Raw genomic sequence first — 20,360 nt, 5'->3', positions numbered from 1 at the left:
TGCACAAGGTGCTCCCGGAATGACCCGATTGACCTCTCTCAACCCTTGGCTGGCGGCCATTGCCGTCGCCCTTTGCGTGCAGTTTCCGGCGCAGGCCCAGGAGCGTTTCACCCTGAGCATCCCGGGTGTTTCCGACAACCGTCTGTTCACCTCGGCAGCGGCCAGCGATGCGGCCGGTTGCGGCGGCAAGAATCAGTCGCCGGCGCTGAGCTGGAACGCCGGCCCGACGGGGACCCAGAGCTACGCGATCGTCATGCACGATCCGGACGGCCAGAAAGGTCTGGGCGTTGATCACTGGATTCACTACGGCATCAAAGCCACGACGCACCAGATTGCGGCCGGTGTCGGTGCGAAATCCGCGTTCGAAGGCGTCGGCGGCACCAACAGCAAGGGCAACACCCATTACATGGGCCCGTGCCCGCCAGTGGGCGACAGCGCGCACCATTACATCATTCAGATCTACGCCCTTGATCTGGCCCCGGATGCCTTGCCTGCCGGTCTGACCCGCGCCGAACTGATGGAAAAAATCAAAGGTCATGTGCTGCGCAACAGCAGTGCGGTGCGGCGTTATCACCGCTGAAAATATTTTCAGCGGCGTTTAACCCGAACTGAAGGGGCGGCCCGTCTCAGTGGATGAATGATCAATTTCATCCCCGAGGTCAGCCCCCATGTCCCGTCCTGTGTATTTCTTGCGGCCCGTTGCTGTTGGTGTGTTGCTGGCGGTGGCCGGTTGCGGCGTTTCCTCCAACCCGGAATCCGCTGCCGTGCCGGCGCCCGCTCAGCCTGCGCAATTGATCCAGCAGGAAGCGCTGATGGCCGACAGCACAATGGCTAAACGCGCGTTGTACAAAATGCCCAACGCGGGCAGCGCGCCGATGCCGCAGAGCGAAAGTTATCCACAAGGCTATCGCGACGAGCAGCGCGAGCAATATCAGGCCTTGGCCGATAACCCGATTCACAGCGTCGCCGAAACCCCGGTTTCAACCTTCAGCGCCGACGTCGATACCGGTGCTTATGCCAACGTCCGCCGTTTGCTTAATCAAGGACGGCTGCCGCCGGAAGGTGCGGTGCGGCTCGAGGAAATGGTCAATTACTTCCCTTATGACTACGCGCTGCCGAGCGATGGCTCGCCGTTTGGCGTGACCACCGAGCTGGCCGCGTCACCGTGGAACCCGCACACGCGCTTGCTGCGCATCGGCATCAAGGCTTCCGATCGCGCGGTGGCGGAATTGCCTCCGGCCAATCTGGTGTTTCTGGTCGATGTGTCCGGCTCGATGGATCGTCGCGAAGGCCTGCCGATGGTGAAAAGCACGCTGAAATTGCTGGTCGATCAATTGCGCGATCAGGATCGCGTGTCGCTGGTGGTCTACGCCGGCGAATCGAGAGTGGTGCTTGAACCGACTTCCGGACGGGAAAAAACGAAAATTCGTACAGCCATCGAGCAGTTAACCGCTGGCGGTTCGACCGCAGGCGCTTCAGGCATCGAACTGGCTTATTCATTGGCGCAGCAGGCCTTCATCGGCAAAGGCATCAATCGCATCCTCTTGGCCACCGACGGTGATTTCAACGTCGGGGTCAGCGACTTCGACAGCCTCAAGCAAATGGCTGTGGATAAACGCAAAACCGGAATCTCGCTGACCACTCTGGGTTTTGGTGTGGATAACTACAATGAACATTTGATGGAGCAGTTGGCCGATGCGGGCGATGGCAACTATGCCTACATCGACAACCTGCGCGAGGCGCGCAAAGTGCTGGTCGATCAACTCGGTTCGACCCTCGCCGTGGTCGCAAAAAACGTAAAGTTGCAGGTGGAGTTCAACCCGGCGCAGGTCAGCGAATATCGCCTGCTCGGCTACGAAAACCGCGCGTTGAAGCGTGAGGATTTCAGCAACGACAAAGTCGATGCCGGCGAAATCGGTGCAGGCCATACGGTGACCGCGCTGTACGAAATTGTTCCGGCAGGCGAGAAGGGTTGGTTGGAGCCGTTGCGATACGGTAAATCGACGCCAGCGGTTTCTGAGGCGAACGGGGAATTGGCGATGCTGCGTGTGCGATATCAACAGCCCGAAGGTGGGAAAAGTCTGCTGATCGAGCGGCCGATTGCCAACCAGGTGAAAAGCGCCAGCGAGGATCTGCGCTTTGCCGCTGCGGTCGCCGCGTTTTCCCAGCAACTCAAGGACGCTCGTTACACCGGCGATTTCAGCCTGAAAGACACCGAAACGCTGGCCCGTGGCGCTCGCGGCGACGACCGTTTCGGCTTGCGCAACGAGTTCGTGCAACTGGTGCAGCTGGCGCAGAGTCTGCGCACTTCTACCGCATCGAATGCGCAGGCCATTGAACGACGGATTGAATAAGTGAATCGTCTGAGGGGTTTTATCAGCCAGCTGTTTGCTTCGGCAGACAGCCCGACCGCCAGCAGCGATGAATCGCTGCTGGCGCGTTATCGCGAGGGCGACGGCGCGGCGTTCGAGATCTTGTACGCCCGCCATCGTCAGGGTTTGTACCGGTTTCTGCTTGGGTTGAGCGGTAAACCGGAATTGGCCGATGAGGTGTTTCAGGAAACCTGGCTCAGCCTGATCCGCAGCGCCAGTCAGCCACAAGGTCGCGCGACATTTCGTACGTGGCTGTTCCAGATTGCGCGCAATCGGCTGATCGATCACTGGCGCAAACATGGCGCGCAACAACCGCTGCACGACAGTTATGACGAACAAACTCACGCGGTCAGCGATGAAGCGAGCGATCCCGAGCAACTGCTGAGCCTCAGCCGCGACAGCCAGCGCCTCGAAAGCGCCCTGCAATCCTTGCCCGCCGACCAGCGCGAAGTGTTCCTGTTGCGCGCTCACGGCGACCTCGACCTGGCGCAAATCGCCAGCCTCACCGAAACACCGCTGGAAACCGTCAAAAGCCGCTTGCGCTACGCCCAGCAAAAACTGCGTCGGCTGCTGGCCGAGGAGGTACTCACATGACTGACGCCCGCCAGACACCCGAAGATCCGCTGATCAAACACGTGCGCGAACAGCACAGCGCTGAACCGCCAGCGCATCTCGATGCGTTCATCCTCAATACCGCGCGCCGCGAAACACCCGCCGTGCAATTGAGCCTGTGGCAACGCTGGGTGCAGGCCTGCCGCAAACCGCGCTGGCAAGTCGCATTCGCCAGCCTCGTTGGCGTCGCATTGATGTTATCGCTGGTGCAACGCACGCCCGAACCGCTGCGCCAATACGACTATGCCCCTGCGCCGAAACTCGCTGTGCCGATGGCCGAAGCGGACTCCGCGCAACTGCACCGATTGTCCGCCCCGGCAGCGCCCCGAGCCGCGCCCGCGCCGATGATGGAAATGGCCGCGCCAATGCAAAGCCAGGCGATCAGCGCCGATGAAGCCAAGGTCAGCAAGCGCGCCGCCGCCCCACCCAATGGCCTCGACGAGCAACTGCGCGAAGTCCTGCGCCTGCGCGAATCCGGCCAGTCGCAAGCCGCCGACAGCCTGTTCAACAACCTGCACAAACGCTACCCGAACGTCGATCTCGACGCCCGACTCGAACAGTTGCAAGAAAAATGACCCTGTAAACCTCAGCCATTTGGCAATGCCCCGCAAAAACGCGCACTATCGGTGCATTGCCAATACGCCGGAGGACAACGTGGCATCGAAAATTGACCGCATTGCCCAACTGCTCAACTGCCCGCAAAAGGGCGAAGAGATGCGGCGCGCTATTACCGAGGCACGTAAGGAATTTCTGCTGAACCAGCCGGAAGAAGACGTCGTTGATGAGGACGAGGTTTTTGAGGAGGCTGAGGGGGAAGAGGATGACGATGAATATGATGAGTTTGATTGGACGACGGAATGAATTGAGCTTCAGGCGCTTGTTCAGTTTTTGGTCGCCTGATCCAAGGCTGTTGGCTCAGTGCCGACTCTTTTGTGAAATGTGGCGTAGTGCTTCAATGGCTGACCGTTCGCCTTCTGTCTCTTTCAGAGACCTGCGTCGTTCGGCATAAATTTCATATTCAGCTCGGGCTTTGTCTTCCGCAGCTTGATTACTTGTGTGCCCCGATCCTTGCAAAATCTGGCGGCTGTTGAATTCCAAAAACTGGTTCAACTTCTCCTGCCAATCCCGCAGAAAAACCTGTTTGCGCATCATTGCTTGGTCTTCGGCGAAATCCAGCCACATCGTAACGATGCGATTGAGAGCATTGATTTCTTCTTGGATGAGGTAGTTTTTAGCGATTGTGACATCGCTTTTGCGCACTTCATCTCCCTTGAAGTTGGTAAGACCCATATAGGGTTTTGAGGCGTCAACGCGCTGGAAGATTAACTCGGCGGCAGTCAGGCCAGTGCTGGCGAAATGAAGCTTGTTTTGGATGATCTGAAAGAACGCAGTCGTATCTTTGTTGGACGGCACATAATCGGCCGCCATCGCGAAGATATCCTTCACCCTTAAATAAACCCGTCTTTCGCTGGCTCGAATATCTCGGATGCGCTCAAGCAACTCGTCAAAATAGTCAGGTACCTGTGAGTGCCCCACTGGAGGGTTTCTCAATCGCTCATCGTCCATGGCGAAGCCTTTGACCAGATATTCTTGGATTACTTGGGTGGCCCATCGACGGAATTGGGTTCCTCGTTTGGAACGGACGCGATATCCCACCGCGATAATCAAGGGCAGGCTGAAATACTTGACGTTGTAAGGTTTGTTGTCGGCGGCAGTTGTTCGGTAAAACCGAACAACTGAATCCTCTGACAACTCGCCCTCGGCAAAAATATGGCTGATATGTTCGCTGATGGTTGCTTTGGCCTTACCGTACAGTTCACAAATCATCGACTGAGATAGCCAAAGCGTTTCGGACTCGAATCGACATTCCAGGCGTACCTGGCCTTCGGAGCTTTCAAAAAGCAAAAGCTCCCCTTGAGGGGCTGCAGGATAGGCTGTGTCGTTCTGATCAATCATTGGGCTGTCCGCGACCAGTTCTGGCGAGTCTTTACATTGATCGCAAAGGCTCAGGTTTGGCTACGTAGTGTGGCGAAAACCGCTGGCCTAATGAACCCGATTGTCGTGTAATTTTATTTCCAACCGATCTTTTCATAAAAACATCGCCCACAAAAAAGCCCCGGACTTCATCAGTCCGGGGCTTTCTCGTTTAGATCAATGGTGCACCAGGCGGGATTCGAACCCACGACCCCTGCCTTCGGAGGGCAGTACTCTATCCAGCTGAGCTACTGGTGCAGCGGGCGACATCATACCTAGGTCGGCTCGGGGCGTCCATGCTGGGGTTTGTCAGTGCGCGTGTTCGCTTAAATCACTGTATTCCTTAAAGCTGTAACGTCCTGCAAAACCCTCGCTTGGCGCTTTCCCGGGGTTGATCTATGGTTTTGCTGCGGCAACGGGTTTTGGCTCGTTGATCTGAAAAATCCGGCAAAAACGGCGTTTTTGTTCTTTTTTTCGAACGACCTATTGTCCTTTAACCCCTTTGATCCTACGATCCGTTTGAGATTTCAAACGCTCGTTGAGCGGGTGTTGAAGCGCCGGTGGTTCGAATCGTCCACGGTTGATGCGCCACACCCGGTCACTGATTTCCCTGACGGCAGCCTTGCGAGGCGCCTTTCTACAATCATAATTTGCTCCGCGCAGGCCGCGGTGCTGTTAAGGAAAGCCGACATGCAGCTTAAAGACACCCAGTTGTTCCGCCAGCAAGCCTTCATTGATGGCGCTTGGGTCGATGCGGACAACGGTCAGACGATCAAGGTTAACAACCCGGCCACCGGCGAAATCCTCGGTACCGTGCCAAAAATGGGCGCCGCCGAAACCCGCCGTGCCATCGAAGCCGCTGACAAAGCGCTGCCAGCCTGGCGTGCACTGACCGCCAAAGAGCGCGCAGGCAAGCTGCGTCGCTGGTTCGAACTGATGATTGAGAATCAGGACGACCTCGCGCGCTTGATGACCCTCGAGCAGGGCAAGCCACTGGCCGAAGCCAAGGGCGAAATCGTTTACGCCGCTTCGTTCATCGAGTGGTTCGCCGAAGAAGCCAAGCGCATCTACGGTGACGTGATTCCGGGTCATCAGCCAGACAAGCGTCTGATCGTGATCAAGCAGCCAATCGGCGTGACCGCCGCGATCACCCCGTGGAACTTCCCGGCCGCGATGATTACCCGTAAAGCCGGCCCGGCACTGGCCGCCGGTTGCACCATGGTGCTCAAGCCTGCTTCGCAAACTCCGTTCTCCGCATTCGCACTGGCCGAACTGGCTCAGCGCGCGGGCATTCCTGCGGGCGTGTTCAGCGTGGTGTCCGGCAGCGCCGGCGACATCGGCAGCGAGCTGACCAGCAACCCGATCGTGCGCAAACTGTCCTTCACCGGTTCGACCGAAATCGGTCGTCAGCTGATGGCTGAATGCGCCAAGGACATCAAGAAAGTTTCGCTGGAACTGGGCGGTAACGCGCCGTTCATCGTGTTCGACGACGCGGATCTGGATAAGGCCGTCGAAGGCGCGATCATTTCCAAATACCGCAACAACGGCCAGACCTGCGTCTGCGCCAACCGTCTGTACATTCAGGATTCGGTCTACGACGCGTTCGCCGAGAAGCTGAAAGTGGCTGTGGCCAAACTGAAGATCGGCAACGGTCTCGAAGACGGCACCACCACTGGCCCGCTGATCGACGAAAAAGCCGTGGCCAAGGTCAAAGAACACATTGCTGACGCCGTGGCCAAAGGTGCGACCGTGCTGGCCGGTGGCAAGGCGATGGAAGGCAACTTCTTCGAACCGACCATCCTGACCAACGTGCCGAAAAATGCTGCTGTGGCCAAGGAAGAAACCTTCGGTCCGCTGGCGCCGCTGTTCCGCTTCAAAGACGAAGCCGAAGTGATCGCGATGTCCAACGACACCGAGTTCGGTCTGGCTTCGTACTTTTATGCTCGCGATCTGGGCCGCGTGTTCCGTGTCGCGGAAGCGCTGGAATACGGCATGGTTGGCGTCAACACCGGGCTGATCTCCAACGAAGTCGCGCCGTTCGGCGGCATCAAGGCTTCGGGTCTGGGCCGTGAAGCCTCCAAGTACGGCATCGAAGATTACCTGGAAATCAAATACCTCTGCCTGGGCATCTAAGCCCGGTCAAAGATCGCTGCAAACGCAAAGGGCACGAGAGCGCTGTCCCTTTGCGTCGTTTCAAACCGGAATTTTCTCTGCGGCCGGGAACGCCGTGGCAGTCGATCATCGCATGCTGCCACCGTCGCTTCCTCCCGCTTAATCCTTGAACAACGCCGCCCGATGAGCGGCGAATGAGGACTGTAATGAGCAAGACTAACGCTGAACTGATGGCCCGCCGTACCGCAGCTGTTCCACGTGGTGTTGGCCAGATTCACCCGATCTTCGCTGAGTCGGCAAAAAACGCTACCGTGACTGACGTTGAAGGTCGTGAGTTCATCGACTTCGCCGGCGGTATCGCTGTACTGAACACCGGCCACGTGCACCCGAAAATCATCGCCGCCGTGACCGAACAGCTGAACAAGCTGACCCACACTTGCTTCCAGGTGCTGGCTTACGAGCCGTACGTAGAAGTGTGCGAAAAAATCAACGCGAAGATCCCGGGTGATTTCGCCAAGAAAACCCTGCTGGTTACCACCGGTTCCGAAGCCGTCGAAAACGCCGTGAAAATCGCCCGTGCCGCCACTGGCCGTGCCGGCGTGATCGCCTTCACCGGCGCTTACCACGGTCGCACCATGATGACCCTGGGCCTGACCGGTAAAGTCGTGCCTTACTCGGCCGGCATGGGCCTGATGCCAGGCGGCATCTTCCGCGCGCTATACCCGAACGAACTGCACGGCGTGAGCATCGACGATTCGATCGCTTCGATCGAACGCATCTTCAAGAACGACGCCGAGCCGAAAGACATCGCCGCGATCATCATCGAGCCTGTACAGGGTGAAGGTGGTTTCTACGTCGCGCCGAAAGAGTTCATGAAGCGCCTGCGCGCTCTGTGCGACCAGCACGGCATCCTGCTGATCGCTGACGAAGTACAGACTGGCGCTGGCCGTACCGGTACCTTCTTCGCCATGGAACAGATGGGCGTTGCTGCCGACCTGACCACCTTCGCCAAATCCATCGCTGGCGGCTTCCCGCTGGCCGGTGTCTGCGGCAAGGCCGAATACATGGACGCCATTGCTCCAGGCGGCCTGGGCGGCACCTACGCCGGTAGCCCGATCGCTTGCGCCGCTGCGCTGGCCGTGATGGAAGTGTTCGAAGAAGAGAACCTGCTTGATCGCTGCAAAGCAGTCGGCGAGCGTCTGGTGACTGGCCTGAAGGCTATCCAGGCCAAGTACCCGGTGATCGGTGAAGTCCGTGCGCTGGGCGCGATGATCGCGGTCGAGCTGTTCGAAAACGGCGACAGCCACAAGCCGAACGCTGCAGCAGTGGCATCGGTTGTGGCCAAGGCACGCGACAAGGGTCTGATCCTGCTGTCTTGCGGCACCTACGGCAACGTTCTGCGCGTACTCGTACCGCTGACCTCGCCGGACGAGCAACTGGACAAAGGTCTGGCGATCATCGAAGAGTGCTTCTCCGAGCTCTGATCACCCAGTGTGACCTGATCGACAAAAAACCCGCTTCGGCGGGTTTTTTTACGCCCCTTGAAACACATCGGGGGCTTTAGCACTGTATCGAAAGGCCAGCATTGGCTAAGGTTCAGGCATTGCAAGGGAGAGCGCGCATGACCGCCGTTGATTTACCCGCCGTACCCCGAGTGCTGATTGCCGAGGCCGACCCGTGGTCGCGCGACCTGCTCAAACAAGTGCTGCTGAACGTGCGTTGCGATGCGCGGCTGGATCTGTGCGCCGATGGTCAACAAGCGATGTCGTTGCTTAGCGAAGTGCCGTATGACCTCGCCATCGTTGACTGGGAGCTGCCCGGCGTCGATGGTCTGAACGTGCTGCGCAGCGTGCGGCAGCGCAAACGCAATCCGCCGCTGCCGTTCATTCTGATGAGCAGCCGCAACGACAGCGCCAGCGTGCGCGAAGCGATTCCGCTGGCGCCGACAGCGTATCTGACCAAACCGCTGAACATGGAAAGCCTGACCCAGCGCTTGCAGGGGTTGCTGCTCAATGCCGGGGAAGAGGTGTTCTGCGAAGTGCCGGCGCTGGCGCCGGGTATGACGCTGTCGGTGTTTCTCGAGCGACGCCGTGAGCAGGCCGACGGCGCGCCGCTGATGACCGATGTGCAGGTGGCGGTGAAGCGCAGCCTCAACCCTGGCGGGCTGGATCTGAAGGTGCTCGAAGATGAGATAAAAACCGATCCGCAGATCACTGCCGTGTTGATCGCTGCCGCCAACAGCGCCGCGCAACACCATGGCGCGCCAGTGCAGACATTGGCGCAGGCACTGCACCGGCTCGGTACCGGGCAGAGCATGAATTTGATTCTGGGGCTGGCGCTCAAGCGTAGCGCCAGGCTCAGCGATCCGTGTCTGGCGGATTATGCCGAGCGTTATTGGGGGCTTTCGCTGCACACTGCCGAATATGCGCGCACGTTGGCGCGTTTGCTCGATCTGGATCAGGAGCGCTGCTACTGCGCGGGGATGCTGCATCGGTTGGGTGATCTGGCGTTGCTGCGTTGTTTGCAGGAATGGCAGCAGGCCGGTGGCGCGCTGGATGAGCTGGAGGAGGTTGGTGAGGCGCTGGCGGAATTTGGTGCGGCGTATGGATCGGCACTGCGCACGCGTTGGCGCTTGCCACTGGAGCTGCGTGAGTTGATTGCGGCGGTGTATCAACTCGGTGGCGGGGTGTATTCCCGTGAAGCGCTGGTGATGAACATGGCGGCGCAAATGGCGCACCTGACCGAGCATGAAGGCATCGAAGAATTGGCGAAAAGCCGCACGGCACGGCTGCTCAAGATCGGCTTGCCGGAGTTGATGCGGATGCGCAAATAACATTTCACACAACTCCCCTGTAGGAGCTGCGGCACGCTGCGATCTTTTTATCTTTAAAACAAGATCAAAAGATCGCAGCGTGCCGCAGCTCCTACAGGGTTTGTGTTCGTGTTCAGGCAGAGATAATGCGGTTCTTGCCTTGGCGCTTGGCTTCGTACATCGCCGCATCCGCGCGGGCGAACAGGCTGTCGAGGCTTTCATCTTCGTCGGTGAGGCTGGTTAGGCCCTGGCTCACGGTGATGCTGAAGGTCTGGCCATCGTGGTTGAAACTCAGACGTTGAATCTCCTGTTGCAAGCGTTCCGCGACCTGCATCGCCATGTCCGGCGCGCACCCTGGAAACACAGCCGCAAATTCCTCCCCGCCAATCCGCCCGAACAGATCACCGCGACGCAAAGATCCGCGCCCGCACTCGGCAACCCGTTGCAGCACATTGTCGCCCTCGGGATGGCCGTAACTGTCGTTGATCACTTTGAAGTCATCAATATCCAGCAGCAAAAACGCCATCGGCGAACCTTGCAGCCGCGCCTCTTCAAACTCGCGGTGGGCGCATTCGAAGAAGTGCCGGCGGTTGCTGCTTTGTGTCAGCACGTCGGTGGTTGCCAGACGATGCAGCTCGGTTTCCATCTGCTTCTTTTCGGTGATGTCTTCGGCAATGCCGACGATGATCACCGGTTGGCCGGTATCGTCCTGACGATTGATGAAGCATTTGTCGCTGAGCCAGCGGATCTGGCCATCGGCGGCGATGATGCGGTATTCGCGATCTTCCACCGCGCCCTTGTGCAGGACTTCGGCGAGGCTGCGTTCAGCGTATTCGAGGTCGTCGGGGTAAATGCTGTCGCGCCACTGGTTGTAGTCGGCGAGGAGAAGGCCGGCGGAACGGCCGAAAATTCGTTCATACGCGGGGCTGACGTACAGCACCTGACGGGTTTCCCAGTTAAACGCCCAAAGCACCGCGTTGACACTGACCAGCAGCGAGCTGAACAGCTGTTCGCGTTCGCTCAAACGGGCGACTTCGCCCTGGGCGTGCATCAAGGCCATGAGGGTTTGCGCGGCTTCGGGCCACTGCGGGAAAGATGAGTCTTTTTGGTTGTTATTGACCATCGGCACAAGTCTCAAAGGGCGTGCCGCAATCGACAACGGCCACAGAACAGCCCGCCGGGATGGCGAAGTGTCTTTGAGATAGGGGATTTTGGGCGAAGTTCCCGGTTTTTACCGGATCCTGCCAAGCGGCCATCGCGGCACACCTGTAGGAGCTGTCGAGTGAAACGAGGCTGCGATCTTTTGATTTCAACAAACAGAATCAAAACATCGCAGCCCGCGGCAGCTCCTTCTTGGGGCCGGTGTTTAGGCGGTAGGGCGCAGGGAGTAGGTTTTCAACTGGCCGGCGAAATCGCGCAGGGACTGGATGCCGCTGGCTTCCGCTTCGTGAACCCACTCTTTGATGGCGGCGAGCATGTCGTGGCCATTGGAACTGGTCTTGACCCAGATCTGCTGCAGGGCCAGGCGTTTTTCGTAAATCACCTTCAGTGCCTGGCTGTGCTCGAGCATGTTCTGGATGCGCAAGTGATGACGGTCTTCCAGCAGGCTGGTTTCCCGCGACAGCAGGCGCTTGGCCCGGTGAAACTGGTGACGCACCGAGTGATCGACCTTGGCCAGTTCTTGCTGAACCAGTGGGCCAATCACCAATTTGCGGTACTGGGCCATGATCTGGAAGCGGTTGTTGAGGATCGCCATCGCGGTGTCCATGTCCAGATTGCCCTTGCCTTCGACACGGTGGGCAATTGGCGCAACGCGCTGAACCTTGGCCAAACGGAAGAAGCTGAAGACTTTGATCCACGCCCAACCGAGGTCGAACTCCCACTTCTTCACCGACAGCTTGGCCGAGTTCGGGTAGGTGTGATGGTTGTTATGCAGTTCTTCGCCGCCGATCAGGATGCCCCACGGCACCAGATTGGTCGCCGCGTCGCGGCATTCGAAGTTGCGATAGCCGACCGCGTGACCGAGACCGTTGATGACGCCAGCGGCCCACACCGGGATCCACATCATCTGGATCGCCCAGATGGTGATGCCGATGGTGCCGAACAGCATCAGGTCGATAACGCCCATGATCGCCACGCCCAGCAGCGGATAACGGCTGTAGACATTGCGTTCGATCCAGTCTTCCGGGCAGTTCTTGCCGTAGATGCGCAGGGTTTCCGGGTTCTGCGCTTCGGCGCGGTACAGCTCGGCACCGGTACGCAGGACGGTGGAAAGACCTTTGATAACCGGGCTGTGCGGGTCGTCCTCGGTTTCGCACTTGGCGTGGTGTTTACGGTGGATGGCTGTCCACTCGCGGGTGTTCTGCGCCGTGGTCAGCCACAGCCAGAAACGGAAGAAATGTTTCAGGCCAGCATTCAGCTCCAGCGAGCGATGGGCCGAATAACGGTGCAGATAGACGGTGACGGCTACAATCGTCACGTGGGTCATCAGCAGGGTGACCGCGACCAGAGACCAGGCCGACAAGCCAAGAAAACCTTCGTACCACATAGGCTATAGGGCCCTCGATAAAGATAAAAACAGCCGTTGCATTATCACTAAGCACACAGATAAAACCAGTCGCCCTTTCAGATAAGAGTCGCTGGATGTTACTTGGCCTATAATTCCAACCTTTTTGTAGGGACATGGACAGCCGAATGTCTGCCACTTATCGCGATGCCTTGCGTGCAGCGCTGCTCTATCTCGTGCTTGCCGCTGTCTGGTTGCAAGGTTCTGATTATTTATTAAACAATTTCTTCGATAACTCCGTCGATCTTGCTCGTTGGCAACTGATCAACGGTTATCTGTTTGCGGCGGTCAGCGCCGGGCTGATTTTTCTGGCGCGCGCACGTTTGTGTGAGTTTCTCGGCATCGGAGCGCGATTGCGTGAGCGTCACGCCGATCGCGAGCGTCTGCGGCAGGCGGCGGCCGTGTTCGATTGCACCCGCGAAGGCGTGTTGGTCACCGATCGTCAGGGGCTGATCGTCCACGTTAACCGCGCCTTTATCGAGATCACCGGTTATCAGCGTGAAGAAGTTATCGGTCAGCGCCCGAGCCTGTTCAAATCCGGCCATCACCCGCCGGGCTTCTATCAGGCGATGTTTGCCACGTTGGCGTCGCAGGAAGAGTGGAGCGGCGAAATCTGGAACCGCCGTAAGAGCGGCGAGATTTATCCACAATGGCAAACCATCCGCGTCATTCACGATGATCGCGGAGAGGTCAGCCATTACGTGGCGGTGTTTTCCGACATCACCGCGATCAAGGATTCCGAGCACGAACTCAAACGCCTCGCCCACCACGATCCATTGACCGATCTGCCCAATCGCCTGCTGTTCAGCGATCGCGCCGAGCAAGCGCTGACCTCTGCGCAGACCCACAAACGTGGCTGTGCGCTGCTGCTGATCGATCTGGATTTCTTCAAAATGATCAACGACAGCCTCGGGCATAACGTCGGTGATCGGTTGCTCAAGGCGGTGGCGGCGCGGTTGCAGGAACTCTTCGGCCCCGGCATCACCCTGGCGCGGCTCGGTGGTGACGAGTTCGCGGTGCTCGCGGAGAGTTGTCCACAGCCTGCGCAAGCGGCGGCGCTGGCCCAGCGCGTTCTCGATGGCTTCAAAGAACCGTTCTGCATCGACGGCCACGAACTGTTCATCAATGCCAGCATCGGCATCAGCCTGTTCCCCAGCGATGCCTTGAGCGCGGAACAACTGTTGCGCAACGCCGATGCCGCACTGTTCAAAGCCAAGAACAGCGGGCGCAACGGTTACGCCTTGTACACCGAAGAGCTCACCGCTCACGCTCAGCAACGGGTCGAAATCGCCTTTGAACTGCGCCGGGCGCTAGAGCTGCAAGAACTGCGCGTCTACTACCAACCGGTGCATGACCTGAAAACCAGTCGCCTGATCGGCGTAGAAGCGCTGGTGCGCTGGCAGCATCCGCAGCGTGGGCTGGTGTCGCCGGCGGAATTCATTCCGATTGCCGAGCGCACCGGGTTGATTGCCGAAATTGATGCCTGGGTGATGCAGCAGGCTTGTCAGCAGATGTGCGAGTGGCAGCGGGCCGGGGTGGTGCTGTCGTTTGTTGCGGTAAATGTTTCGTCGCGATTGTTTGCGCGGCGTGAGCTGTATCAACAAGTGGCACAGGTGCTGCGCGATACTGGGCTGGATCCGGCGTATCTGGAGCTGGAAGTTACAGAGAGCGCGGTGATGGACGATCCGGAAGTGGCGCTGGAGCAGATGCACCGCTTGCGTGAGTTGGGGATTCGTCTGGCGATTGATGATTTCGGTACCGGTTATTCGTCGCTGTTGCGGCTCAAGCGCTTGCCGGTGCAGAAGCTGAAGATTGATCAGGGTTTCGTCGCCGGGCTGCCGTGGGACGAGGATGACGCAGCGATTGTCCGGGTCATCATCGCGCTGGCGCGCAGCATGGGTATGCAGGTGCACGCTGAAGGGATCGAGCAGGCGGAGCAGGCGGTGTTTTTGCTGGAGCAAGAGTGTGAGTTGGGGCAGGGGTATTGGTTTGGGCGGCCGGTTCCAGCGGTTGAGATTGATTGGGATTGCGCACCATTGATTGGTTAAAGATCAAAAGATCGCAGCCTTCGGCAGCTCCTACAGTAATTGTGTAGGAGCTGCCGAAGGCTGCGATCTTTTGCTTCAACAGGCTGCAAACCCTTGCCCCGCCACATAATGTTTTTCAGTTATATAAACATTCTTAAATAGTCTTTTTAAGAATATCCGCGCCTCTCTTATATTGCTCCCACGCCGAACGCAGTGCCGCCCACTGCCAGGCATATCCCATTCAAAGGAGCAGCACCATGAGCGCATCCCTTCGCAGCGTTGACGGTCAGGACGAAAGCACCATCTTGCGTGAAATCCAGAGCGCTCTGCGCGATCTGCGATTTGGCGCGGTGGAGATCACTGTGCACAACGCGCAAGTCGTGCAGATCGAACGCAAAGAGAAATTCCGTTTGCAGCAACCGGGTAAGCAACCGGGCTGAGTGAAGATCAAAAGATCGCAGCCTGCGGCAGCTCCTACAGGGGGCTGTGTGTGTAGGAGCTGCCGAAGGCTGCGATCTTTGAACCGGCACCACGATTTACGAAATACATAAGAAAAAAGCCACCACCCGAATTCCAGGAGCTTTCACCATGTCGTCGATTCGCCGTTACGCTTTGGCCGCCCTGGCCAGTGCTGTGTTTGCCGGTTCCGCGGTTGCCAAGGATTACGAGCTGCTCAACGTGTCGTATGACCCGACGCGCGAGCTGTATCAGGACTACAACGCTGAATTCATCAAGTTCTGGCAGAAAGATCATGCCGGCGACACCGTGAAAATCCAGCAATCCCACGGCGGTTCGGGCAAGCAGGGTCGTGCAGTGATCGACGGTCTGCGCGCTGACGTGGTGACTCTGGCCCTGGCCGGCGACATCGATGAAATCGCCAAACTCGGCAAGACCCTGCCGGCCGATTGGCAGAAGCGTCTGCCGGAAGCGAGCACGCCGTACACCTCGACCATCGTCTTCCTGGTACGCAAGGGCAACCCGAAAGGCATCAAGGACTGGGGCGATCTGGTCAAGAACGACGTCTCGGTGATCACCCCGAACCCGAAAACCTCCGGCGGCGCACGCTGGAACTTCCTCGCCGCGTGGGCCTATGGCCTGAAAGCCAACGGCGGTGACGAAGCCAAAGCTAAAGAATACGTACAGACCCTGTTCAAGCACGTGCCGATCCTCGACACCGGTGCGCGCGGTTCGACCATTACTTTCGTCAACAACGGTCAGGGCGACGTGTTGCTGGCCTGGGAAAACGAAGCGTTCCTGGCCCTGAAAGAAGATGGCGGCGCCGATAAGTTCGACATCGTCGTGCCTTCGCTGTCGATCCTCGCCGAGCCACCAGTGGCCGTGGTCGACAAAAACGCCGAGAAGAAGGGCAACGAGCAGATCGCCGAAGCGTATCTGAAACACCTGTACAGCCCGGCCGGTCAGGAAATTGCCGCGAAAAACTTCTACCGTCCGCGTGACAAAGAAGTCGCCGCCAAATACGCCCAGCAGTTCCCGAAACTGGATCTGGTGACCATCGACAAGGACTTCGGCGGCTGGAAAACTGCGCAACCGAAATTCTTCAACGACGGTGGCGTGTTCGACCAGATTTATCAGGCGCAGTAATCTGAGCAGACCCCGGACTCATTGTGGCGAGGGAGCTTGCTCCCGCTTGAGTGCGCAGCGCTCATAAGAAGTAGGGACTGCTGCGCAGTCCAGCGGGAGCAAGCTCCCTCGCCACACAACCAAGGACTTTTATGTCGCGTCGTATCTCCCCCGTCATACCCGGCTTCGGGCTGACGCTGGGTTACACCTTGGTGTACCTCAGCCTGATTGTGCTTATCCCGCTGGCGGCGATGTTCGTCCACGCCGCTCAACTCACCTGGGATCAGTTCTGGGCGATCATCTCCGCACCGCGCGTGCTGGCGGCATTGAAGCTGAGCTTCGGCACCGCGCTGTGTGCCGCGATCATCAACGGCATCATCGGTACGCTGCTGGCCTGGGTGCTGGTGCGTTACACGTTCCCGGGGCGCAAGGTGATCGACGCGATGATCGATCTGCCGTTCGCGCTGCCGACCGCCGTTGCCGGTATCGCATTGACTGCGCTGTATGCGCCGGCCGGCCTGGTCGGGCAATTCGCTGCCGACCTCGGTTTCAAAATCGCCTACACCCCGCTCGGTATCACCCTTGCGCTGACCTTCGTCACACTGCCATTCGTGGTGCGTACGGTGCAGCCGGTACTGGCCGACATCCCTCGTGAAGTCGAAGAAGCCGCCGCGTGCCTCGGTGCGAAACCCCTGCAGGTGTTCCGCCACATCCTCGTCCCCGCGCTGCTGCCCGCCTGGCTGACCGGTTTTGCCTTGGCGTTCGCGCGTGGCGTTGGCGAATACGGTTCGGTGATTTTCATCGCCGGCAACATGCCGATGAAAACCGAGATCCTGCCGCTGCTGATCATGGTCAAACTCGACCAATACGATTACACCGGCGCCACTGCTATCGGCGTGTTGATGCTGGTGGTTTCCTTCGTACTGTTGCTGCTGATCAACTTGCTGCAGCGGCGCATCGAAACCCCATAAGGAGGCGCGAACAATGTCCCAATCGTCTATTGCGGCCGCCTCTTCGGCCAACGCTGCACGCCGTGGCAGTGCCACTTCGCGCAGAGTGCTGATCGGTCTTGGCTGGCTGGTGTTTTTCCTGTTTCTGCTGCTGCCGTTGTTCATCGTCGTATCGCAGGGTTTGAAGAATGGCCTCGGCGCATTTTTCACCGCGATCTTTGAACCGGACGCACTGTCGGCACTGAAACTCACCGTGTTCGCCGTGCTGATTTCGGTGCCGCTGAACCTGGTGTTTGGCGTCAGCGCCGCATGGTGCGTGAGCAAGTACTCGTTCCGCGGCAAGAGCATGCTGGTGACGCTGATCGACCTGCCGTTCTCGGTGTCGCCGGTGATCGCCGGTCTGGTCTACGTGCTGATGTTTGGCGCGCAAGGCCTGTTCGGGCCGTGGTTGCAGGATCACGACATCCAGATCGTTTTCGCCTTGCCGGGCATCGTACTGGCGACGATTTTTGTCACCGTGCCGTTCGTGGCCCGTGAGCTGATCCCGCTGATGCAGGAACAAGGCACGCAGGAAGAAGAAGCCGCGCGACTGCTCGGCGCCAATGGCTGGCAGATGTTCTGGCATGTCACCGTGCCCAACATCAAGTGGGGCCTGATCTATGGCGTGGTGCTGTGTACTGCGCGGGCCATGGGTGAATTCGGTGCGGTGTCGGTGGTCTCCGGGCACATTCGCGGGGTGACCAACACCTTGCCGCTGCACGTCGAGATCCTCTACAACGAATACAACCACGTGGCCGCGTTCGCCGTGGCGAGCCTGTTGCTGATCCTGGCGCTCTTCATCCTGCTGGCCAAGCAGTGGAGCGAAAACCGTATCAACCGCCTGCGCGCCAGCGCCGCGGAGGAATAATTCATGTCGATCGAAGTACGTAACGTCAGCAAGAATTTCAATGCGTTCAAGGCGCTGGACAACATCAGCCTGGACATTCACAGCGGTGAACTGGTCGCGCTGCTCGGCCCGTCGGGCTGCGGCAAGACCACGCTGCTGCGGATCATTGCCGGTCTGGAAACCCCGGATAACGGCAACATCGTTTTCCACGGTGAAGACGTTTCCGGCCACGATGTGCGTGATCGTAACGTCGGTTTCGTGTTCCAGCATTACGCGTTGTTCCGCCACATGACCGTGTTCGACAACGTCGCGTTCGGCCTGCGCATGAAACCGAAAAACCAGCGCCCGAGCGAAAGCCAGATCGCGGTCAAGGTTCACGAACTGCTGAACATGGTGCAGCTGGATTGGTTGTCGGATCGTTATCCGGAGCAGTTGTCCGGTGGTCAGCGCCAGCGCATCGCTTTGGCCCGTGCCTTGGCGGTGGAGCCGAAAGTGTTGCTGCTGGATGAGCCGTTCGGCGCCCTCGATGCCAAGGTGCGTAAGGAATTGCGCCGCTGGTTGGCGCGTCTGCACGAAGACATCAACCTGACGTCGGTGTTCGTGACCCACGACCAGGAAGAGGCGATGGAGGTTGCTGACCGTATCGTGGTGATGAACAAGGGTGTGATCGAGCAGATCGGTTCACCGGGCGACGTTTACGAAAACCCGGCCAGCGATTTCGTTTATCACTTCCTCGGCGATTCGAACCGCTTGCTGCTGAGCGACGACAATCACGTGCTGTTCCGTCCGCATGAGGTGTCGTTGTCGAGGCATGAGCTGGAGGATCACCATGCGGCAGAGGTGCGCGATATCCGGCCGTTGGGCGCGACCACGCGGGTGACGTTGAAGGTTGAGGGGCAGACGGATTTGATCGAGGCCGAAGTGGTGAAAGACCACGACAGCTTGATCGGCTTGGCCAAGGGTGAAACCCTGTTCTTCAAGCCGAAGGTCTGGCAGAAAGTCGCCAGCCTTTAACTGATCGTTCCCACGCTCTGCGTGGGAACGCATCCCGTGACGCTCCGCGTCACAGTGGACGCGGAGCGTCCATGGCGGCATTCCCACGCAGAGCGTGGGAACGATCGGAAACCCACTGTAGGAGCTGCCGCAGGCTGCGATCTTTCAAGCGGCCTAAGCCGCCGCTTTGCCGTTCGGATTAACTCGCACAACCCCCGCCCGCGCCTCGATCTGCTCTTTCAACTCATGCCGCATCCCGAGCATGAACGCCAGTTCGGCCACCACAAACAACGGCCCGACAATCAGCCCCGACACATCATCGACAAATGCCGGTTTGCGTCCTTCATAGTGATGCCCGACAAACTGGATCACCCAGCCCACCACAAACATCGCCAAGCCGCTGCTCAGCCAGACCATGGTGCTCTGCTGCGCCAAGACGTGCCCGGCCCAGACCGACAGGCCCATCAGCGCGGTCATCAATACGCCGAGCTTCACTTCCAGTCTCAGGTAAAACCACGCCGAGGCCAGCGCCACGATAACGGCTGGAGATATCCACAAGCCGCCAAGCGACCATTCCGGCCGCGACAACAAAACCGCCACCGCCACCACAATCAGCGGAATGCCGATAAAGTGGCTGGCGATGTTGCGCGGATCACGGTGGTAGGCGGCGTATTGACTGAGATGGTCGACGAGGCTTTTCATTGTTTTCCTCCGGTAGGGTTGATCACATCATCCCTCGGGATCAGGGTTCGCTCTGTCAGGCAGGCGACAATCCAGGAGTGTTTATGCAAATTCGTTCACGGCTGATGAGCGGCCAGTGGTTCAGTCATCTGCCGGTGTCCTTTCAGGATAGCTTGCTGGCGGCGGCCCGGGAGCGGCGGCTGACGGCAGGGCAGCGCTTGTTTCAGCGTGGTGATGCGCCGTGCGGTTTGTACGCGGTGCTTGAGGGCGCGGTGCGCATTGGTGCGGTGAGTGAGCAGGGCAAAGAGGCGCTGTTGAGTCTGGTGGAGGCGCCGCACTGGTTTGGCGAAATCTGCCTGTTCGACGGGCAGCCGCGTACCCATGATGCGTATGCAGTCGGGCCGTGTACGCTGCTGAATATCCCGCAGGCGACGTTGCTGAAATTGCTGGATGAGAACCCGGTGTACTGGCGACATCTGGCGCTGCTGATGAGCCACAAACTGCGCCTGACCTTTATCAATCTGGAACAACTGAGCCTGCTGCCAGCCCCGGCACGTCTGGCCCATCGCTTGTTGATGATCGCCGAAGGCTACGGCGAACTCGACGCGCCACGCCGGGTGCTGCAACTGCCGCAGGAGCAGTTGGCATCAATGCTGTCGCTGTCGCGGCAGACCACCAACCAGATTCTCAAGGATTTGCAGGGGCAGGGGATTATCGGGCTCGGGTATGGCGAAATCGAAATCCTTGACGCCACGCGGTTGCGCGCCTTGGCCACGATCTAGGATCTAACACCG

Annotated in this window: 19 protein-coding genes and 1 tRNA gene; 15 read left to right on the top strand and 5 right to left on the bottom strand. The window is 58.8% G+C overall.

Annotated elements, in window-relative coordinates:
* The first annotated feature begins 19 nt into the window (after positions 1–19).
* The 5 genes from ACP3TY_RS24665 (at position 20) to ACP3TY_RS24645 (ending at position 3,845) form a co-directional block, all read left to right on the top strand.
* Entirely contained in the window at positions 20–580 is a 561-nt protein-coding gene (locus ACP3TY_RS24665) for a YbhB/YbcL family Raf kinase inhibitor-like protein (RefSeq protein WP_053116460.1), read from the top strand.
* A gap of 88 nt (positions 581–668) precedes the next feature.
* Positions 669–2,354, top strand: a complete 1,686-nt coding sequence (locus ACP3TY_RS24660) for a vWA domain-containing protein (RefSeq protein ID WP_401241042.1) — start codon at positions 669–671, stop codon at positions 2,352–2,354.
* 30 nt (positions 2,355–2,384) lie between these two features.
* On the top strand, positions 2,385–2,966 hold the full coding sequence (locus ACP3TY_RS24655; RefSeq protein ID WP_426620519.1) for an RNA polymerase sigma factor: 582 nt from the start codon (positions 2,385–2,387) through the stop codon (positions 2,964–2,966).
* Positions 2,963–3,559 carry a hypothetical protein gene (locus tag ACP3TY_RS24650; RefSeq protein WP_426618698.1) on the top strand — a complete coding sequence of 199 codons (597 nt, stop codon included), beginning with the start codon at positions 2,963–2,965 and terminating at the stop codon, positions 3,557–3,559. The genes ACP3TY_RS24655 and ACP3TY_RS24650 overlap by 4 nt, the downstream gene beginning before the upstream one ends.
* 19 nt (positions 3,560–3,578) lie before the next feature.
* Entirely contained in the window at positions 3,579–3,845 is a 267-nt protein-coding gene (locus ACP3TY_RS24645) for a hypothetical protein (protein WP_426618697.1), read from the top strand.
* Positions 3,846–3,899: 54 nt separating this feature from the next.
* Here the strand turns inward: ACP3TY_RS24645 and ACP3TY_RS24640 are convergent, their stop codons facing one another.
* Entirely contained in the window at positions 3,900–4,940 is a 1,041-nt protein-coding gene (locus tag ACP3TY_RS24640) for a virulence RhuM family protein (protein ID WP_426618696.1), read from the bottom strand.
* 199 nt (positions 4,941–5,139) lie between these two features.
* Positions 5,140–5,216, bottom strand: a tRNA-Arg gene (locus ACP3TY_RS24635).
* 432 nt (positions 5,217–5,648) lie between these two features.
* Here ACP3TY_RS24635 and gabD point away from each other — a divergent pair.
* The 3 genes from gabD to ACP3TY_RS24620 all read left to right on the top strand — a co-directional run bounded on the left by gabD (position 5,649) and on the right by ACP3TY_RS24620 (position 9,903).
* Positions 5,649–7,091 carry an NADP-dependent succinate-semialdehyde dehydrogenase gene (gabD, locus tag ACP3TY_RS24630; protein ID WP_426618695.1) on the top strand — a complete coding sequence of 481 codons (1,443 nt, stop codon included), beginning with the start codon at positions 5,649–5,651 and terminating at the stop codon, positions 7,089–7,091.
* Positions 7,092–7,276: 185 nt separating this feature from the next.
* Positions 7,277–8,554 (top strand): 4-aminobutyrate--2-oxoglutarate transaminase, encoded by a 1,278-nt coding sequence (gabT, locus tag ACP3TY_RS24625; RefSeq protein WP_008080000.1) that lies wholly within the window; start codon positions 7,277–7,279, stop codon positions 8,552–8,554.
* 137 nt (positions 8,555–8,691) lie between these two features.
* On the top strand, positions 8,692–9,903 hold the full coding sequence (locus ACP3TY_RS24620) for a response regulator (RefSeq protein WP_053116467.1): 1,212 nt from the start codon (positions 8,692–8,694) through the stop codon (positions 9,901–9,903).
* Positions 9,904–10,015: 112 nt separating this feature from the next.
* Here the strand turns inward: ACP3TY_RS24620 and ACP3TY_RS24615 are convergent, their stop codons facing one another.
* Positions 10,016–11,005, bottom strand: a complete 990-nt coding sequence (locus ACP3TY_RS24615; protein WP_426618694.1) for a GGDEF domain-containing protein — start codon at positions 11,003–11,005, stop codon at positions 10,016–10,018.
* A gap of 243 nt (positions 11,006–11,248) precedes the next feature.
* Positions 11,249–12,430 (bottom strand): delta-9 fatty acid desaturase DesA, encoded by a 1,182-nt coding sequence (desA, locus tag ACP3TY_RS24610; protein WP_159811956.1) that lies wholly within the window; start codon positions 12,428–12,430, stop codon positions 11,249–11,251.
* Between the two features lie 146 nt (positions 12,431–12,576).
* On the opposite strand from desA, the gene dibA reads away from it, so the two are divergent.
* The 6 genes from dibA (at position 12,577) to ACP3TY_RS24580 (ending at position 18,906) form a co-directional block, all read left to right on the top strand.
* Complete coding sequence (dibA, locus tag ACP3TY_RS24605) at positions 12,577–14,496, top strand: phosphodiesterase DibA (protein ID WP_426618693.1); 1,920 nt, start codon at positions 12,577–12,579, stop codon at positions 14,494–14,496.
* A gap of 236 nt (positions 14,497–14,732) precedes the next feature.
* Entirely contained in the window at positions 14,733–14,915 is a 183-nt protein-coding gene (gene oscA / locus ACP3TY_RS24600) for a sulfur starvation response protein OscA (protein WP_007917682.1), read from the top strand.
* 148 nt (positions 14,916–15,063) lie between these two features.
* Complete coding sequence (locus ACP3TY_RS24595) at positions 15,064–16,077, top strand: sulfate ABC transporter substrate-binding protein (RefSeq protein WP_008080017.1); 1,014 nt, start codon at positions 15,064–15,066, stop codon at positions 16,075–16,077.
* A 131-nt stretch (positions 16,078–16,208) separates the two neighbouring features.
* Positions 16,209–17,027, top strand: a complete 819-nt coding sequence (cysT, locus tag ACP3TY_RS24590; protein ID WP_008080019.1) for a sulfate ABC transporter permease subunit CysT — start codon at positions 16,209–16,211, stop codon at positions 17,025–17,027.
* A 13-nt stretch (positions 17,028–17,040) separates the two neighbouring features.
* The gene (gene cysW, locus ACP3TY_RS24585; protein WP_034151824.1) at positions 17,041–17,913 is read left to right on the top strand and encodes a sulfate ABC transporter permease subunit CysW; all 873 of its coding nucleotides are present in this window, start codon (positions 17,041–17,043) and stop codon (positions 17,911–17,913) included.
* Between the two features lie 3 nt (positions 17,914–17,916).
* The gene (locus tag ACP3TY_RS24580) at positions 17,917–18,906 is read left to right on the top strand and encodes a sulfate/molybdate ABC transporter ATP-binding protein (RefSeq protein WP_053116472.1); all 990 of its coding nucleotides are present in this window, start codon (positions 17,917–17,919) and stop codon (positions 18,904–18,906) included.
* A 153-nt stretch (positions 18,907–19,059) separates the two neighbouring features.
* On the opposite strand, the gene ACP3TY_RS24575 is transcribed toward ACP3TY_RS24580, so the two are convergent.
* The gene (locus ACP3TY_RS24575; protein ID WP_426618692.1) at positions 19,060–19,587 is read right to left on the bottom strand and encodes a DUF962 domain-containing protein; all 528 of its coding nucleotides are present in this window, start codon (positions 19,585–19,587) and stop codon (positions 19,060–19,062) included.
* An 83-nt stretch (positions 19,588–19,670) separates the two neighbouring features.
* On the opposite strand from ACP3TY_RS24575, the gene ACP3TY_RS24570 reads away from it, so the two are divergent.
* Positions 19,671–20,348, top strand: coding sequence for a Crp/Fnr family transcriptional regulator (locus ACP3TY_RS24570; protein ID WP_426618691.1), 678 nt, complete (start codon positions 19,671–19,673; stop codon positions 20,346–20,348).
* Positions 20,349–20,360: the final 12 nt, after the last annotated feature.

Origin of the sequence: Pseudomonas rustica (assembly GCF_049959085.1) — a bacterium.
Lineage (GTDB): Bacteria > Pseudomonadota > Gammaproteobacteria > Pseudomonadales > Pseudomonadaceae > Aquipseudomonas > Aquipseudomonas rustica.
The sequence above is the reverse complement of the archived record's forward strand: the minus strand, read 5'-3'. Positions and strand labels throughout refer to the sequence as shown.

Bases quoted from the DNA above. Each gene is read 5' to 3' on its own strand.
- ACP3TY_RS24665 (WP_053116460.1), top strand. From the start codon at position 20: ATGACCCGATTGACCTCTCTCAACCCTTGGCTGGCGGCCATTGCCGTC.
- ACP3TY_RS24660 (WP_401241042.1), top strand. From the start codon at position 669: ATGTCCCGTCCTGTGTATTTCTTGCGGCCCGTTGCTGTTGGTGTGTTG.
- ACP3TY_RS24650 (WP_426618698.1), top strand. From the start codon at position 2,963: ATGACTGACGCCCGCCAGACACCCGAAGATCCGCTGATCAAACACGTG.
- ACP3TY_RS24640 (WP_426618696.1), bottom strand. From the start codon at position 4,940: ATGATTGATCAGAACGACACAGCCTATCCTGCAGCCCCTCAAGGGGAG.
- gabD (WP_426618695.1), top strand. From the start codon at position 5,649: ATGCAGCTTAAAGACACCCAGTTGTTCCGCCAGCAAGCCTTCATTGAT.
- gabT (WP_008080000.1), top strand. From the start codon at position 7,277: ATGAGCAAGACTAACGCTGAACTGATGGCCCGCCGTACCGCAGCTGTT.
- ACP3TY_RS24620 (WP_053116467.1), top strand. From the start codon at position 8,692: ATGACCGCCGTTGATTTACCCGCCGTACCCCGAGTGCTGATTGCCGAG.
- ACP3TY_RS24615 (WP_426618694.1), bottom strand. From the start codon at position 11,005: ATGGTCAATAACAACCAAAAAGACTCATCTTTCCCGCAGTGGCCCGAA.
- desA (WP_159811956.1), bottom strand. From the start codon at position 12,430: ATGTGGTACGAAGGTTTTCTTGGCTTGTCGGCCTGGTCTCTGGTCGCG.
- dibA (WP_426618693.1), top strand. From the start codon at position 12,577: ATGTCTGCCACTTATCGCGATGCCTTGCGTGCAGCGCTGCTCTATCTC.
- oscA (WP_007917682.1), top strand. From the start codon at position 14,733: ATGAGCGCATCCCTTCGCAGCGTTGACGGTCAGGACGAAAGCACCATC.
- ACP3TY_RS24595 (WP_008080017.1), top strand. From the start codon at position 15,064: ATGTCGTCGATTCGCCGTTACGCTTTGGCCGCCCTGGCCAGTGCTGTG.
- cysT (WP_008080019.1), top strand. From the start codon at position 16,209: ATGTCGCGTCGTATCTCCCCCGTCATACCCGGCTTCGGGCTGACGCTG.
- cysW (WP_034151824.1), top strand. From the start codon at position 17,041: ATGTCCCAATCGTCTATTGCGGCCGCCTCTTCGGCCAACGCTGCACGC.
- ACP3TY_RS24580 (WP_053116472.1), top strand. From the start codon at position 17,917: ATGTCGATCGAAGTACGTAACGTCAGCAAGAATTTCAATGCGTTCAAG.
- ACP3TY_RS24575 (WP_426618692.1), bottom strand. From the start codon at position 19,587: ATGAAAAGCCTCGTCGACCATCTCAGTCAATACGCCGCCTACCACCGT.
- ACP3TY_RS24570 (WP_426618691.1), top strand. From the start codon at position 19,671: ATGCAAATTCGTTCACGGCTGATGAGCGGCCAGTGGTTCAGTCATCTG.